The organism is Thermus sediminis, assembly GCF_003426945.1.
Lineage (GTDB): Bacteria > Deinococcota > Deinococci > Deinococcales > Thermaceae > Thermus > Thermus sediminis.
Genome location: NZ_QURO01000004.1, coordinates 436,243 through 450,678, shown reverse-complemented (window position 1 = coordinate 450,678; position 14,436 = coordinate 436,243). Strand labels below are relative to the sequence as shown.

The window sequence follows — 14,436 nt, the reverse complement described above, 5'->3', positions numbered from 1 at the left end:
GTGGCCAGGCACGTGGTTTCCGTTTCCCTTGGCAGCCGCCACCGCGACTCCGTGGCCGAGGTGGAGCTTCTGGGGGAGAAGGTGGTCCTGGAGCGGCGGGGTACGGACGGAGACTTCCAGGAGGCCATCTGCCTTATTCGCCAGCTGGACGGCAAGGTGGATGCCATTGGCCTTGGGGGGATTGACCTCTACCTGGTGGCGGGGAAAAGGCGCTACGTCATCCAGGATGCCAGGAGGCTGAAAGAGGCCGCCAAGAAGACCCCGGTGGTGGATGGCTCCGGCCTGAAGCACACCCTGGAGCGCAGGGCTGTGTACGAACTCTCCTCCCTCTTTGACTGGAAAAAGACCAAGGTGCTTCTCCCTTCTGCCGTGGACCGCTTCGGGATGGCGGAGGCCTTGGACAGGGTGGGGGCCAAGGTGCTTTACGGCGACTTCATTTTCGCCCTGGGGCTTCCCATCCCCCTTTACCGGCTTTCCTTTCTGCAGAAGCTAGCCCACCTCCTCCTCCCCCTCTTGACCCGGCTTCCCTTTGGCCTCCTCTATCCCACCGGGGAGAGGCAGGAGAAGCAGCTGGTGGACTGGCGGAGCCGCTACTACCGCTGGGCGGACCTGGTGGCGGGGGACTGGCACTACCTCAAGCGCCACATGCCGGAGGATATGCGGGGCAAGGATGTCCTCACCAACACCATCACCAAGGAAGACGTGGCCTTCTTGAGGGCCCGGGGGGTCAGGTACCTCATCACCACCGCCCCTAGGCTTGGGGGAAGGGGCTTTGGCACCAACGTGATGGAGGCCCTCCTCGTGGCCCTAGCGGGGCGGGAACTTGGGGAAGGGGACTACCTTCGCTATATTGACCTACTAGGGCTGAAGCCCCAGGTCCTGGACCTGGAACGGGCCCTACAAGAGGAGGAGGCATGATCAGCGTGACCGACCTGCGCCCAGGTACCAAGGTGAGGATGGAGGGCGGGCTTTGGGAGTGCGTGGAGTACCAGCACCAGAAGCTGGGCCGCGGCGGGGCCAAGGTGGTGGCCAAGTTCAAGAACCTGGAGACGGGGGCCACCGTGGAGCGCACCTTCAACTCCGGGGAGCGGCTGGAGGACATCTACGTGGAAACGCGGGAGCTCCAGTACCTCTACCCTGAGGGGGAGGAGCTGGTCCTCATGGACCTGGAGACCTACGAGCAGTTCCACGTGCCCAAGGACCGGGCGGAGGGGGCCCGCTTCCTCAAGGAGGGGATGACCGTCTTGGGGGACATGTACGAGGGCCGCCCCCTCAAGATCACCCCGCCCACGGTGGTGGAACTCCGGATCGTGGACACCCCCCCGGGGGTTCGGGGGGACACGGTCTCTGGAGGGTCTAAGCCCGCTACCCTCGAGACTGGGGCCGTGGTCCAGGTACCCCTCTTCGTGGAACCGGGGGAGGTGATCAAGGTGGACACCCGCACCGGGACCTATGTGGGCCGGGCCTAGGGCTCTTCCTCAAGGGGGGCTCGAGGCCTGACCTGAGCCTTTGGCTTTGACCAGGTCCAAGGCTTTCCCTGGGCCTTCCTGGGGTAAGCTCTATGCCGCGAGGTGCCCCTATGACACCAAAGGAACTAAAGCAGATCCTGCAGGCCCTGGTGGAGCACGGGGTGAACGAGCTCACCCTGGAGACCCCCGACTACAAGCTCACCGTGCGCCGGGGCGGGGAGGTGCCGGTGGTGGCCGCGCCCCAAGGGGTGGCCGCCCCTGTTCCTGCTCCAGTCCCAGTGCCCGCCCAGGCCCCGGCGGAGGCCTCGCCGGCCCCTGCCCCCCTCGAGGCCCCCAAGCCCCAGGAGGAGGGGCACCCCGGCTACGTGGAGGTGCGGGCTCCCATCGTGGGCACCTTCTACCGGGCCCCGGCCCCCGACGCCCCCCCTTACGTGAAGGAGGGGGACCGGGTGGAGAAGGGCCAGGTCCTCTGCATCATCGAGGCCATGAAGCTCATGAACGAGATCGAGTCCGAGGTCTCGGGCACGGTGAAGAAGATCCTGGTGCAAAACGGGGAGCCCGTGGAGTACGGCCAGCCCCTCTTCCTCATCCAGCCCGTATGAAGAAGGTCTTGATCGCCAACCGGGGGGAGATCGCCTTAAGGATCATCCGGGCAGCCCGGGAGCTGGGCGTCAAGACCGTGGTGGCCCACTCCACCGCCGACGAGAAGAGCCTTCCCGTCCTCCTGGCCGACGAGGCCATCTGCATTGGCCCTCCCCCTTCGGGCCAGAGCTACCTCAACATCCCCAACCTCCTCTCCGCGGCCATCGTGACCGGGGCGGACGCCATCCACCCCGGTTACGGCTTCCTGGCGGAGAACGCCACCTTCGCCGAGATGTGCCAGGAGCACGGCATCGCCTTCATCGGCCCTACCCCGGAGAACATGCGGGCCCTAGGGGATAAGGCCACAGCCCGCAAGGTGGCCCGGGAGGCGGGGGTGCCCACGGTCCCGGGCACGGACGAGCTAGGGAGCGTGGAGGAGGCCAAGCGGGCCGCTTTGGAGATCGGCTACCCCGTGATCCTCAAGGCCTCCGCCGGGGGCGGGGGCCGGGGCATGCGGGTGGTCCACACCGAGGAAGACCTGGAATGGGCGGTCCTCCAGGCCCAAGAGGAGGCCCGGGCCGCCTTCGGCAACCCCGCCATTTACCTGGAGAAGTACATTGAGGAGCCCAAGCACATCGAGATCCAGGTCCTGGGGGACGGGGAGCGGGTGGTCCACCTCTGGGAGCGGGACTGCTCCATCCAGCGTCGCCACCAGAAACTCTTGGAGGAGGCCCCGAGTGTCCTTCCCTACGAGACCCGAAGGGCCATCGCTGAGGCGGCCAGGAGGCTTGCGGAGCACGTGGGCTACGTGTCCGCGGGGACCCTGGAGTTTTTGGTGGACAAGGAGGGGAACTTCTACTTCATTGAGATGAACACCCGCATCCAGGTGGAGCACCCCATCACGGAGATGGTCACCGGCGTGGACCTGGTGCAGGCCCAGTTCCGCATCGCCATGGGGGAGAAGCTTTGGCTTAGGCAGGAGGAGATCGAGGTCCGGGGCCACGCCATAGAGGCGCGCATCAACGCCGAGGACCCGGAGAAGGGCTTCAGGCCCTCCATCGGCAAGGTGGAGACCCTGCTCTTCCCCGGGGGGCCGGGGATTCGGGTGGATAGCCACCTCTATGCGGGCTACCAGATCCCTCCCCACTACGACAGCCTCGTCGCCAAGATCATCGCCTGGGCTCCCACCCGGGAGGAGGCCATAAGGCGCCTGGAACGGGCCTTGGGGGAGACGGTCATTGAAGGCCCCGGCCTCAAGACCACCATCCCCTTCCACCAAAAGGTCCTCCAGAACGCCTTCTTCCGCCGGGGGGCCGTCTACACCAACTTCGTGGCCCGGCGGATGGAGATGTAGACTGGGCGTGTGATGGTGGACTACGAGATCAGCGACCATGCCCTCGAGGGCCTGGTGGCCCACGCGCTCGCGGGCCTCGAGGGGGTCCGTCCCCTGGAGGTGGTTCCCCGCTCCTTGGGCGAGGTCTTCCGCCGTATGAAGCCCATCAAGGTAGAGCGTCTGCCAGAGGGGCTTTCCGTGGACCTGGTCCTCTCCGTGAACTACGGGGTGGCCATCCCCGAACTGGCCAAAGAGGTGCAGAGGGCTGTCTCCGAGGCCATCTTTTTGGCCATCGGGGAAAGGGTCAGGGCGGTGAACGTCACCGTGGCCCAGGTGGAGTACCGCCCGGGGGGGCATGCGTAGGCGGGCGCGGGAGCTGGCCATGCGGGCCCTCTTCGCCCACACCCAGGGGGGCGTGGACCTGGAGGAGGCCTTCAGGCACGCCCTGGAGGAGATGGACGGGGAGGACGACCCCTATGGTGACCCCCTGGACCAGGAGGGGGTGGCCTTCGCCCACGGGCTCCTCCTGGGCTACGGGGCCCATCGGGAGGAAGTGGACCGCATCCTGCAGGAAACCGTAGAGGGCTGGGACTTCGCCCAGATGTCCAAGACCGACCTCACCGTCTTGCGCCTGGCCGCTTACGAGATGCTCTACGAGCCCACCCCCTTCGCCCCCCTCATCGAGGTGGCGGTGAAGATCGCCAACCGCTACGGGGGCGAGCGCTCCGGAGCCTTCGTGAACGGGGTGCTGGGGCGGCTTTATCGGCGCATCCAGGAGGGGGAAGTGAAGGCCATGTCCAAGGAGGGCTAGATGACCCGAGCCCGGATCCTTTCGGGCCGCGAAGTGGCGGAAGCGGTTTACGGGGAGCTGCGAAAGCGGCTCCAAGCCCTGCCCTTTGTCCCTTCCTTGCGGGTGATCCGTCTAGGGGAGAACCCCGCCTCCGTGTCCTACGTGCGCCTCAAGGAAAGAAGGGCTCGAGAACTTGGCCTTAGGAGCCAGGTGGAGGCCTATCCCGAGGACTACCCCGAGGAGGCCCTCCTGGAGAGGATTGGGGTCCTCAACCGCGATGAGGGCGTGGACGGCATCCTGGTCCAACTCCCCCTCCCTCCCCACATCCGGGTGGAGCGGGTCCTCGAGGCCATCTCCCCCCAGAAGGATGTGGACGGCTTCCACCCGGTGAACGTAGGCCGGCTTTGGAGCGGGGGCGAGGGGCTTTTCCCCTGCACCCCCTTGGGGGTGGTCCGCCTCCTCCGGCATTACGGGGTGGACCTCAGGGGCAAGGAGGTGGTGGTCCTGGGCCGCTCCAACATCGTGGGCAAGCCCCTGGCGGCCCTTCTCCTCCGGGAGGACGCCACCCCCACCCTGGCCCACTCCAAGACGGCCAGTCTTCCCGAGGTGGTCCGGCGGGCGGAGGTCCTGGTGGTGGCCGTGGGCCGGCCCCACCTGGTCCGCAAGGAATGGGTGCGCCCGGGGGCGGTGGTGGTGGACGTGGGGGTGAACCGGGTGGGGGAAAGGCTCCTCGGGGACGTGCACCCCGAGGTGGCGGAGGTGGCCTCGGCCCTCACCCCGGTTCCCGGGGGCGTGGGGCCCATGACCGTGGCCATGCTCATGGCCAACACCGTGAAGGCGGCCCTGTTGAGGCGGCATGGACCTCCTCGCTAACCAGGTCTTCTGGACCGCCATCCTGGCGAACTTCCTGGCCCAGGCCCTGAAGCTTTTCCTCTACTACCGCCTCGAGGGCCGCTTCCAGTGGGAGCGCTTCCTGGAGAGCGGGGGGATGCCCTCCAGCCATGCCGCCACCGTGAGCGCTCTGGCGGTGGCCGTGGGCCTGAAGGAGGGTTTCCATAGCCCCCTCTTCGCCGTGGCCGCCATCCTTGCCCTCATCGTCATGTACGACGCCACGGGGATCCGTCGGGCGGCGGGGCTTCACGCCCAGCTCCTGAACCAGCTGGTGCAGGAGTTCCAGGAGGTCTTGCGCAAGGGCCCTAAGCCGGAGCCCCTGAAGGAGCTTTTGGGCCACACCTACCTGGAGGTCTTCGTGGGGGCCCTCCTGGGCCTCTTGGTGGCCCTTGGGGTCCACTACCTCTTCCCGGCGGCGTAGAAGGCCAGGGTCTGGCCCATCAGGAAGACCAAAAGGCCCAGGGCCGGGTTCAGGAAGAAGACGAAGAAGCTCAGGAAGAGGACCAGGATGAGGGGGAGGAGGGGCTTTTTGAAGCGGTGAAAGACGTAGAGGTTCAAAAGCCCGAAGAAGAGGAGGGCAAGGAGGGCCACGGTCTCCACGGGAGGTCATTGTACGCTCTTGTCAGGCCTGGGGGATGGGGTAAACTTTTACCGAGTATAAGGAGGTGGCGCCCATGCTGACCCTACCGGAGAAAATCCTCTTCCTCCTCCTCATGGCGGTAAGCCTCTACCACGCCTACACCGGCTTCCGCCGGGTCTACCTCGCCATAAGGCGGGGCCGCCCCGAGGGGCGGTTTGACCACCTGCCCCAGCGCATCGGGCGGGCTCTCTGGCTCACCCTCACCCAGGGGACCGTCTTCAGGGAGCGGCCCCTCGTCGCCGTACTCCACGCCTTTGTCTTCTACGGCTTCGTCTACTACCTCTTGGTGAACCTGGTGGACCTCCTCGAGGGCCTCTTTGGCCTCCACACCCGGGGAGGCCTTTGGAACCCTTATAACCTCCTCGCCGATCTCCTCACCGCCCTCATCCTGGTGGGCATCCTGGGCCTCATGCTAAGGCGCTACCTGGTGGCCCCCAGGGACTTTACCTGGAACCCCCAGGTCCCCCTGCACGAAAAGGTGCGCCAGGGCATCCCCCGGGACTCCGCCATCGTGGGGGCCTTCATCGCCTTCCACGTGGGCAGCCGCCTCCTCTCCAAGGCCTTTGGGCTGGCCAAGGAGGGCCAAGACCCCTTCCAGCCCGTGGCCAGCGCCGTGGCGGGCCTCCTTGCCGGCCTTTCCCCCCAGGCGCTCACCTTTTTTGAGCACTTTTTCTGGTGGGGGGCCCTGGGCTCCATCCTCCTCTTCCTGCCCTACTTCCCCCGCTCCAAGCACATCCACCTCTTCCTGGCCCCCGTCAACCTGGCCTTCGGCAAGGAGAGGCCCGGGGCCTTAACTCCCCTGGACTTTGAAAAGGAGGAAGAGAAGTTCGGGGCGGAAAGGCTTGAGGACCTCTCCTGGAAAAGGCTTCTGGATGCCTACGCTTGCATCATGTGCAACCGTTGCCAGGAGGCCTGCCCCGCCTACGCCACGGGCAAGGCCCTAAGCCCCGCCGCCATCCTCATCTCCGAGCGCTACGAGCTGAACGGGATCCTCCCCGAGTTCGCCTCGGGGAAGGAGAGCCCGAGGCCCCTCATGGACTTCGCCTTGAACGAGGAGGCCCTCTGGGCCTGCACCACCTGCCTGGCCTGCGTGGAGGTCTGCCCCGTGGGCAACGAGCCCATGCTCCACATCCTGGACGTGCGCCGGGCCAAGGTCCTCATGGAGGGGGCCTTCCCGGCCCAGCTCAACAACGCCTTCCGGGGGATGGAGCGGGCGGGCAACCCCTGGGGCATCGGCCAGGGGAAGCGCCTGGACTGGGCCGAGGGGCTTTCCGTGCCCAGGGTTTCGGAGAAGCCCCACCCCGAGGTCCTCTACTGGGTGGGGTGCGCCGCCAGCCACGACCCCCGGGCCCAGAGGATCGCCCGGAGCATGGCGGAGATCCTCCATGCCGCCGGGGTGGACTGGGCGGTCTTGGGCACGGAGGAGCGGTGCACCGGGGACACCGCCCGGCGGGCGGGCAACGAGTACCTCTTCTCCCAGCTAGCTGCGGAGAACGTGGAGACCCTGAACCGGGTAGCCCCCAAGACCATCGTCACCACCTGCCCCCACTGCTTCCACACCCTGAAGAACGAGTACCCGGCCTTTGGCGGCCACTACCGGGTGGTCCACCACTCGGAGTTCCTGGCCGAGCTCCTGCGCCAAGGGCGGCTCAAGGTGAGCGAGGAGACCCGGAAGGTCGTCTTCCACGACCCCTGCTACCTGGGCCGCCACAACGGGGTCTACGACGCCCCCCGGGAGGTGCTTAAGGGAGTGGGCTTAGCCCTCACCGAGCCCGGGAGGAACCGGGAACGGAGCTTCTGCTGCGGGGCTGGGGGGGCCCAGTTCTGGAAGGAGGAGGAGCCTGGGGCCATGCGGGTCTCACAAAACCGCTACCTGGAGCTCAAGGGCACGGGGGCGGAGGTTATCGCCACGGGCTGCCCCTTCTGCATGGCCATGCTGAACGTGGAGGTGGCCCAGGATGGGGAGGCCCCCGAGGTGCTGGACATCGCCGAGCTTCTGGCCCGGGGCCTAAGGGCGTAGGTAGACGGCAAAGACCCAGTACCCCTCCATCCACCCTTCCCCGTAGGCCCTTAGGGCCAGGCCGGGGGGAGGGGTGAGGAGCTCCAGGGGCTCCCAGTAGAAGGGGCTATCGGGCCTGCCCCGCCTCCTGGCCTCCTTGCGGCTGAAGCCCTCCACCAGGAGGAGCCCCCCGGGGAGGAGAAGGGGCGGGAGGAGGGAAAGAAGGGGGCGGTTCACGTAGTAGCTCATGAGGATTCCGGCGAAGGGGCCTTGGGGGAGGCTTAGGGGGAAGGCCTCGAGGTCCATCTCCAAAAGGCTTAGCCCCGGGGTTCCGGAAAGCCTCCTAAGGGCCTCTCGGCTCCTCTCCACCAGGACCACGGGATGCCCCCTTCGTAGGAAGTAGCGGGCGTTCCGCCCCAGCCCCCCCGCCAGGTCCAGGACTGGCCCCTCTGGCAGGAAGGGCCCGTAGGCCCGCACCACGAAGGCGGGGGCCCGGTCCTCCCCCCTCTCCTGGTAAAAGGCTTCCCAATCCTTAGGCATCGCCTAGGAGGTAGCGAAGCCCCGGGGCCAGGGCCTGCTTCCAGGTGACCCAGTTGTGCCCCGAGGGCCTTTCCCGGTAGGCGTGGGGGGCCTTCCTGTCGGCAAGAAGGGCGGCGAAGCGGCGGTTTGGGCCCAGGAGCCACTCCAAAAGCCCCACCTCCAGGTAGATCCTGGGGTGCCTTTCCGCCTCGGCGTAGCGCAGGAGGAGCCACTCCTGGTCCCGGTAGGCGTCCAGGCCCCCAGGGTGGGCCTTGAGGGCGGGGGAGAGGGCCAGGACCTTGGGAAAGCGCTCCGGGTGCCTCAGGGCCTGCCACAGGGAGAAAAGCCCCCCCAGGGAGGCCCCCACCAGGACCACCTCCCCCAGGGGGCCGTAGGCCCGCTCCACCGCCTCTAAGACCCGGTGGAACTCCGCCTCGTAGGCCTCGCTGAAGCGGTACTCGGCGTTCCGGTCCGTGGGCTCCACGAAGACCAGGCGCACCGGGGGAATCTCCCCCCCTTCCAGGAGGGCCTGGGCCACCTTGTGCAGGCCCGCGGTGCGGTAGAAGGCCACCCCGTCCTGGGCCACCACCGTGGCCCTAGGGGCCTCCCCCGTTTCCGCCACGTAGTAGCGCCTCTCCCCCAGGCGGTGCCGCCCCACCCTGGGCTCCTTTTGGGCTTCCGGGGGAGCCTCGTAGCGGAAGCCGGGAAGCCTTAGGGCCCTGGGGTAGGTCCACCAGGGGTTGTCGGCCCTTTCCGGGTTCTCGGGGTCGGGGAAGGGCCTCCCCGCCTCATCCAGGTAGGCGTACTCCACGTAGGCCCCTTCCGGGAACTCCAGGGTGATGGGGCCTTCCAGGGGAATGGGGTTCCTTTCCCAGTCGGTGAAGTCCCCCACGAGGGCCTTGGCCCCGGGGGGCGGGTGGAAGGTGACGCGCCTTTGGCCCATCTCCAGCACGGGTATACTTTACCCATGAAGGTGGGCATTGTGGGAAGCGGCTTTGTGGGCAGCGCCACCGCCTACGCCCTGGTCCTCCAGGGGGTGGCCCGGGAGGTGGTCCTTGTGGACCTGGACCGGAATCTGGCCCAGGCCCACGCCGAGGACCTCCTGCACGCCACGCCCTTCGCCCACCCGGTCTGGGTGCGGGCCGGATGGTACGAGGACCTGGAGGGGGCCAGGGTGGTCATCCTGGCCGCCGGGGTGGCCCAGCGCCCCGGGGAGACGAGGCTCCAGCTTTTGGACCGCAACGCCCAGGTCTTCGCCGGCGTGGTCCCCAAGGTCCTGGAGGCGGCCCCCGAGGCGGTCCTCCTCATCGCCACCAACCCCGTGGACGTGATGACCCAGGTGGCCTACCGCCTCTCCGGCCTTCCCCCGGGCCGGGTGGTGGGCTCGGGGACCATCCTGGACACCGCCCGCTTCCGGGCCCTCCTGGCCGAGCACCTCCAGGTAGCCCCCCAGTCCGTCCACGCCTACGTGGTGGGGGAGCACGGGGACTCCGAGGTCCTCCTGTGGTCGGGCGCCCAGGTGGGGGGGGTGGCCCTCGGGGCCTTCGCCCAGGCCCGGGGGTGCCCCCTCACCCCGGAGGACCGGCTGCGGATAGACGAGGGGGTACGTCGGGCGGCCTACCGCATCATTGAGGGGAAAGGGGCCACCTACTACGGCATCGGGGCGGGCCTAGCCCGCCTCACCCGTGCCATCCTAAACGATGAGAAAGGGGTTTACACGGTGAGCGTCTTTACCCAGGAGGTGGAGGGGGTGGAGGAGGTGGCCCTCTCCTTGCCCCGCGTCCTGGGAGCTGGGGGGGTGGAAGCCACCGTTTACCCCGGCCTGGACCCAGAGGAGCGCCGGGCCCTCGCCCAGAGCGCGGGGATCCTGAGGGAGGCCGCCTCGGCCTTGGGCTTCTAGGGTCCATCCCGGTGGGGGAAGGGGGCGGGGAATCCCTCCGTGGGCCTTCCCCTTTACATGCGAAAGGGTTTCGCAGTAAACTTGATACAGGTAGGCTTAGGCGAGGGAGGAACGTAGAGGACGCTTGCCAAGGAAAGGAGGGAAACCGTGCTGCCGAAGACCTTGCCCGTATGCCCCGTGAGAGGGTCGGTCATCTACCCCACCATGGTCATGCCCATCGATGCGGGCCGGCCCATCTCCATCCGGGCCATCGACGAGGCCTTGGCCCGCGAGCGGGTCCTCCTCATCGTGAGCCAGAGGGACAAGGAGGTGGAGAACCCGAGGCCCTCGGACCTCTACGAGGTGGGCACTGCTTGCAATATCCTCAAGATGCGCAAGAACCCGGATGGGTCGGTCCAGGTCCTGGTGCAGGCCTTTGCCCGAGTCAGGGTACGGGAGTGGCTGGACCTGGGGGACCATCTCGAGGCCAAGGGGGAGGTGCTCGCTGACGAGTCCGGGGATCCCGTCACGGTGAAGGCCCTGGTGCGGGAGGTGAAGGACCGCTTCCAGGGCCTCCTCAAAGAGGGGAAGTACCTGCCCCCGGAGGTGGCCCAGTTCGTCCTCAACCTGGAGGACCCCGGCCAGCTTGCCGACTACACCGCCTTCCACATGGACTTCCGTCTGGAGGACAAGCAGCGCATCCTGGAGACCGCCGATGTGGCCGAGCGCCTGAAGCGGGCCCTGGTCCTTCTGGAGGCGGAGCTTGAGCTCATTGAGACGCAAAGGCGCATCCAACAGCAGGTCAAGGAGGAGATTGACAGGAACCAAAGGGAGTACTTCCTCCGGGAGCAGATGAAGGCCATCCAGCGGGAGCTCCACGGCGAGGAGGGGGCCGAGGAGGTGGAGGAGTTCCGCAGGAAGGTGGAGGCCCTAAAGCTTCCTCCCGTGGTGCGCCAAGAGGTAGAGCGGGAGCTCAACCGCTTCGCCCGCATGCACCCCGACTCCGCCGAGGCCAGCGTGGTCCGCACCTACCTGGACTGGATCGTCCACCTGCCGTGGAACGCCCGCACCGAGGACAGCCTGGACCTCGGGAGGGCCAAGGAGATCCTGGAGAGGGACCACTACGGCCTGGATAAGGTGAAGGACCGGGTCCTAGAGTTTTTGGCGGTGCGCAGGCTGAAGGCGGAGAGGGCCAAGCGGGGCGAGATCCCCCAGGAGGAGGTCCACAAGGGCCCTATCCTCCTCTTCGTGGGTCCGCCTGGGGTGGGGAAGACCTCTATCGCCAAGAGCATCGCCGAGGCCTTGGGCCGTAGGTACGTGCGCATCTCCTTGGGGGGCGTGCGGGACGAGTCCGACATCAGGGGGCACCGCCGCACCTACATCGGGGCCATGCCGGGGCGCATCATCCAGGGCCTGAGGCAAGCGGGCACCAAGAACCCCGTCTTCCTCCTGGACGAGGTGGACAAGCTGGGCATCTCCTACCAGGGGGACCCGGCGGCGGCCCTTTTGGAGGTCTTGGACCCCGCCCAGAACAAGGAGTTCGTGGACCACTACCTGGGGGTGCCCTTTGACCTTTCTGAGGTGATGTTCGTCTGCACCGCCAACTTCCCCCAGAACATCCCCGGCCCCCTCATGGACCGCATGGAGGCCATTGAGTTCACCAGCTACATCGAGCAGGAGAAGCTGGAGATCGCTAAGCGCTACCTCCTCCCCAGGCAGATGCGGGAGGCGGGCCTTGTGGAGGGCCAAGTCGTGGTGACGGAGGCGGCCCTCATGCGCCTCATCACCCACTACACCCGCGAGGCGGGGGTCAGGCAGCTGGAGCGGGAGATCGGGTCCCTCCTCAGGAAGGCGGCCCGGCAGATCCTCGAGGCGGGCAAGGGGCGGGTGCGCATTACGGAGAAGGACCTGGAGCGCTACCTGGGTCCGCCCCGCTTCCTCCCCGAGACCGAGGCCCGGGAGCCCCAGGTGGGCGTGGCCACGGGGGTGTACTACACCCCCGTGGGCGGGGACATCATGTTCGTGGAGGTCTCCGTGATGCCCGGCAAGGGCAACCTGATCCTCACCGGGCAACTGGGGGACGTGATGAAGGAGTCCGCCCGGGCGGCCCTTTCCTACGCCAAGAGGAACGCCGGGCGCTTCGGCATCCCCCTGGAGCGCTTTGAGAAGAGCGACATCCACATCCATGTGCCCGCGGGGGCTATCCCCAAGGAGGGCCCTTCCGCCGGGGTGGCCCTGGTGAGCGCCTTGGTCTCGGCCCTTACCGAGATTCCCGTGCGCCACGACATCGCCATGACCGGGGAGATCACCCTCACGGGGAGGGTTTTGCCCATCGGCGGGGTCAAGGAGAAGGTCCTGGGGGCGAGGCGCGCCGGGATCCGGGAGGTCATGCTGCCCAGGCCCAATGAGCCTGACCTTGCGGACATCCCCAGGCCCCTAAGGCAGAACATGACCTTCCACTTCGTGGAGCACCTGGACGGGGTCCTGGACCTGGCCCTGGTGGGGGGGGTGAAGGCCCTCGAGGCCCGCGCCCAGGAGCCCAGGCCCAAGAAGCGGGCTGGGGGCAAGAAGGAGCTGGTGGCCCATGCCTGATACCCTTTTCCGGAATCCTTCAACCTCCCCCGCACGAGAGAGGCTGCGTTTAGGGGACCGCTAGGGGCCCCATCCTAAGGACCCCAGCGAGGGGCCTGGGGTTACCCCAGGGCCTTTTCGTACACTTCCAGGTACTGCCGGGTGATCCTCTCGGGGTGGAAGCCTTCCACGGCGTGGGCCCGGGCCCTGCGGCGCATTTGCGGGAGTTGGGGGCTTGCCAAGAGGGAGAGGACCGCCTCGGCGAAGCCCTCCAGATCCCCCAGTTCCACCAGCCTTCCCACCTCCGGGGTGACCAGCTCGGGCACCCCGCCCACGGCGGTGGCCACCACGGGCACCCCGGAGGCCAAGGCCTCGAGGGCTGCCTGGCCGAAGGCCTCCTCCTCCGAGGCCAGGAGAAAGAGATCCCCTGCCCCCAGCACCTCCTCGGGGTAAGGGGTGGGGGGGTGGAAGGTGACCCAAGGGGTTACCCCCAGCTCCTCAGCCACCCTTCGGGCCTCGGCCTCCTCGGGGCCTTTTCCCAGGAGGAGGAGGCGGGCCTTTACCTTCCTTCGTACCTTTGCGAAGGCGCGCACGAGGTCCGGCACCCGCTTGATGGGGCGGAAGTTGGAGGCGTGGAGGAGGAGCCACTCCCCTTCGTCTGCGTACAACCGTTTGCGCTCCGGGCGGGGGCGGAAGCGCCCGGGGTCCACGGCGTTGTGGATGACCCGGGGGCGCACCCCGAAGGCCTTCTCCGCCTCCTTGGCCAGCGCCCGGCTCACGGCCGTGGTGGCCCTGGCGGCCTGGAGGGCCCTTTTGGTGGGCCCGTGGAAGGCGGGGTCTAGCCCTAGGAGGGAGACATCGGTGCCGTGGAGGGTATGGACCTGGGGAAAGCCTTCCCCAAAGGCTAGGTAGGCGGCGGCGGCGTGGGGGATGGCGTAGTGGGTATGGACCAGGTCCAGCCCCAGGCGCTTGACCTCCCGCTCCAGGGTGCCCGCCAGCGACAGGGTGTAGAGGGGCCCGGGGAAGACGGGGTAGAAGGGCAGGTCCACGGGCACGTGGACCGCAGCGCTCTCCTGGGGTAGCCGGAAGGGGCGCTCCGTGGCGAAGAGGTAGACCCGATGGCCCAGCCGGGCCAGCCGGTCGGCCAGCTCGGTGGCCACGATGCCGCTACCTCCGAGCCCTGGGTAGGCCACCAAGCCTAGGCGCAAGGCCCTCACCGCCGGACCACCCCTTCTGGGAAACGGGGCTGCCCCGACCGGGGGGTGGTGCCCGAGGGGCGGTCTTCGGGACCAAGGCCGGCGGCGGAAACCTCCGGGGGTCTTTGGGGCAGGTGCCTCCCCTTGCCCGGTGGGGAGGGCTTTTTTGCCTCCAGCCTTTGGAAAATCATGCCCTGAGTTTACCCTAGAGCCCCGCCGAGGTGTCTGAAAGGGGGTCCAGTGCTCCCGTGCGAAGGGGGTGTACGGCGGAAGGGAGCCCCTCAATCCCCTCGAGGGCCTGCCCTTCCCGGGGTGGTTAGGATGGCTTCCACCTCTTCCATGTAGGAATCCCAGGGGATGAGGGTCAAGCCCCCCCGTCCCTGGGCAGGGTAGTAGGGGAGGTCCAGGCGGAGGGGGGTGCGTACCTCCTGGTATTCGCGTACCCATGCGGGCGGGGGCTTGGGGAGGCGGTAGGGCGTCCGCAAGCGTTCCAGGAGGAGGGCGAGGCGGTAGGCGACGGGGACCATCACCCTCCTTTCCGGACTCCTATCCTGGCGCCAGGATAGG

At 67.6% G+C, this 14,436-nt stretch carries 16 protein-coding genes; 11 read left to right on the top strand and 5 right to left on the bottom strand.

Annotated elements, in window-relative coordinates; genetic code table 11:
- The 8 genes from ATI37_RS03035 (at position 1) to ATI37_RS03000 (ending at position 5,486) form a co-directional block, all read left to right on the top strand.
- Positions 1 to 918, top strand: coding sequence for a PHP domain-containing protein (locus tag ATI37_RS03035; RefSeq protein ID WP_117237051.1), 918 nt, complete (start codon positions 1 to 3; stop codon positions 916 to 918).
- Positions 915 to 1,469, top strand: a complete 555-nt coding sequence (gene efp, locus ATI37_RS03030; RefSeq protein ID WP_117237050.1) for an elongation factor P — start codon at positions 915 to 917, stop codon at positions 1,467 to 1,469. Before ATI37_RS03035 ends, efp begins: the two co-directional genes overlap by 4 nt.
- Positions 1,470 to 1,579: 110 nt before the next feature.
- On the top strand, positions 1,580 to 2,071 hold the full coding sequence (gene accB, locus ATI37_RS03025) for an acetyl-CoA carboxylase biotin carboxyl carrier protein (protein ID WP_117237049.1): 492 nt from the start codon (positions 1,580 to 1,582) through the stop codon (positions 2,069 to 2,071).
- A complete protein-coding gene (gene accC / locus ATI37_RS03020) occupies positions 2,068 to 3,405 on the top strand; it encodes an acetyl-CoA carboxylase biotin carboxylase subunit (protein ID WP_117237048.1) in 1,338 nt (445 codons plus the stop codon). The genes accB and accC overlap by 4 nt, the downstream gene beginning before the upstream one ends.
- 12 nt (positions 3,406 to 3,417) lie before the next feature.
- A complete protein-coding gene (locus ATI37_RS03015; RefSeq protein ID WP_117237047.1) occupies positions 3,418 to 3,747 on the top strand; it encodes an Asp23/Gls24 family envelope stress response protein in 330 nt (109 codons plus the stop codon).
- Positions 3,740 to 4,195 (top strand): transcription antitermination factor NusB, encoded by a 456-nt coding sequence (gene nusB / locus ATI37_RS03010; protein WP_117237046.1) that lies wholly within the window; start codon positions 3,740 to 3,742, stop codon positions 4,193 to 4,195. Before ATI37_RS03015 ends, nusB begins: the two co-directional genes overlap by 8 nt.
- Positions 4,196 to 5,047 (top strand): bifunctional 5,10-methylenetetrahydrofolate dehydrogenase/5,10-methenyltetrahydrofolate cyclohydrolase, encoded by an 852-nt coding sequence (locus tag ATI37_RS03005; protein WP_117237045.1) that lies wholly within the window; start codon positions 4,196 to 4,198, stop codon positions 5,045 to 5,047. It abuts the gene before it with no gap.
- Positions 5,031 to 5,486 carry a divergent PAP2 family protein gene (locus ATI37_RS03000; protein WP_117237044.1) on the top strand — a complete coding sequence of 152 codons (456 nt, stop codon included), beginning with the start codon at positions 5,031 to 5,033 and terminating at the stop codon, positions 5,484 to 5,486. The genes ATI37_RS03005 and ATI37_RS03000 overlap by 17 nt, the downstream gene beginning before the upstream one ends.
- Here the strand turns inward: ATI37_RS03000 and ATI37_RS02995 are convergent.
- A complete protein-coding gene (locus ATI37_RS02995) occupies positions 5,465 to 5,665 on the bottom strand; it encodes a hypothetical protein (protein ID WP_117237043.1) in 201 nt (66 codons plus the stop codon). The two genes, ATI37_RS03000 and ATI37_RS02995, sit on opposite strands and share 22 nt — an antisense overlap.
- Positions 5,666 to 5,739: 74 nt before the next feature.
- On the opposite strand from ATI37_RS02995, the gene ATI37_RS02990 reads away from it, so the two are divergent.
- Positions 5,740 to 7,725, top strand: coding sequence for a (Fe-S)-binding protein (locus tag ATI37_RS02990; protein WP_117237042.1), 1,986 nt, complete (start codon positions 5,740 to 5,742; stop codon positions 7,723 to 7,725).
- On the opposite strand, the gene ATI37_RS02985 is transcribed toward ATI37_RS02990, so the two are convergent.
- On the bottom strand, positions 7,714 to 8,244 hold the full coding sequence (locus ATI37_RS02985; RefSeq protein WP_117237041.1) for a class I SAM-dependent methyltransferase: 531 nt from the start codon (positions 8,242 to 8,244) through the stop codon (positions 7,714 to 7,716). The genes ATI37_RS02990 and ATI37_RS02985 overlap by 12 nt on opposite strands.
- Complete coding sequence (locus ATI37_RS02980) at positions 8,237 to 9,166, bottom strand: alpha/beta hydrolase (protein WP_408646677.1); 930 nt, start codon at positions 9,164 to 9,166, stop codon at positions 8,237 to 8,239. The genes ATI37_RS02985 and ATI37_RS02980 overlap by 8 nt, the downstream gene beginning before the upstream one ends.
- Before the next feature lie 24 nt (positions 9,167 to 9,190).
- Between ATI37_RS02980 and ATI37_RS02975 the strand changes: the two genes are divergently transcribed.
- The gene (locus ATI37_RS02975) at positions 9,191 to 10,123 is read left to right on the top strand and encodes an L-lactate dehydrogenase (RefSeq protein WP_117237039.1); all 933 of its coding nucleotides are present in this window, start codon (positions 9,191 to 9,193) and stop codon (positions 10,121 to 10,123) included.
- A 147-nt stretch (positions 10,124 to 10,270) separates the two neighbouring features.
- Positions 10,271 to 12,694: an endopeptidase La gene (gene lon / locus ATI37_RS02970; RefSeq protein ID WP_117237038.1), complete on the top strand. Its 2,424-nt coding sequence runs from the start codon at positions 10,271 to 10,273 to the stop codon at positions 12,692 to 12,694.
- Positions 12,695 to 12,795: 101 nt separating this feature from the next.
- Here lon and bshA read toward each other — a convergent pair whose 3' ends face one another.
- Together bshA and ATI37_RS02960 are read right to left on the bottom strand one after the other, a co-directional pair.
- Positions 12,796 to 13,890 (bottom strand): N-acetyl-alpha-D-glucosaminyl L-malate synthase BshA, encoded by a 1,095-nt coding sequence (gene bshA, locus ATI37_RS02965; protein WP_117237037.1) that lies wholly within the window; start codon positions 13,888 to 13,890, stop codon positions 12,796 to 12,798.
- A 260-nt stretch (positions 13,891 to 14,150) separates the two neighbouring features.
- Complete coding sequence (locus ATI37_RS02960; protein WP_117237036.1) at positions 14,151 to 14,396, bottom strand: hypothetical protein; 246 nt, start codon at positions 14,394 to 14,396, stop codon at positions 14,151 to 14,153.
- Positions 14,397 to 14,436: the final 40 nt, after the last annotated feature.

Excerpts from the sequence above, each read along its gene's own strand:
- ATI37_RS03005 (WP_117237045.1), top strand. The coding sequence starts at position 4,196 with ATGACCCGAGCCCGGATCCTTTCGGGCCGCGAAGTGGCGGAAGCGGTT.
- ATI37_RS02980 (WP_408646677.1), bottom strand. The coding sequence starts at position 9,166 with ATGGGCCAAAGGCGCGTCACCTTCCACCCGCCCCCCGGGGCCAAGGCC.
- ATI37_RS03015 (WP_117237047.1), top strand. The coding sequence starts at position 3,418 with ATGGTGGACTACGAGATCAGCGACCATGCCCTCGAGGGCCTGGTGGCC.
- ATI37_RS02985 (WP_117237041.1), bottom strand. The coding sequence starts at position 8,244 with ATGCCTAAGGATTGGGAAGCCTTTTACCAGGAGAGGGGGGAGGACCGG.
- accC (WP_117237048.1), top strand. The coding sequence starts at position 2,068 with ATGAAGAAGGTCTTGATCGCCAACCGGGGGGAGATCGCCTTAAGGATC.
- ATI37_RS02990 (WP_117237042.1), top strand. The coding sequence starts at position 5,740 with ATGCTGACCCTACCGGAGAAAATCCTCTTCCTCCTCCTCATGGCGGTA.
- efp (WP_117237050.1), top strand. The coding sequence starts at position 915 with ATGATCAGCGTGACCGACCTGCGCCCAGGTACCAAGGTGAGGATGGAG.
- nusB (WP_117237046.1), top strand. The coding sequence starts at position 3,740 with ATGCGTAGGCGGGCGCGGGAGCTGGCCATGCGGGCCCTCTTCGCCCAC.
- ATI37_RS02960 (WP_117237036.1), bottom strand. The coding sequence starts at position 14,396 with ATGGTCCCCGTCGCCTACCGCCTCGCCCTCCTCCTGGAACGCTTGCGG.
- accB (WP_117237049.1), top strand. The coding sequence starts at position 1,580 with ATGACACCAAAGGAACTAAAGCAGATCCTGCAGGCCCTGGTGGAGCAC.
- ATI37_RS03000 (WP_117237044.1), top strand. The coding sequence starts at position 5,031 with ATGGACCTCCTCGCTAACCAGGTCTTCTGGACCGCCATCCTGGCGAAC.
- ATI37_RS02975 (WP_117237039.1), top strand. The coding sequence starts at position 9,191 with ATGAAGGTGGGCATTGTGGGAAGCGGCTTTGTGGGCAGCGCCACCGCC.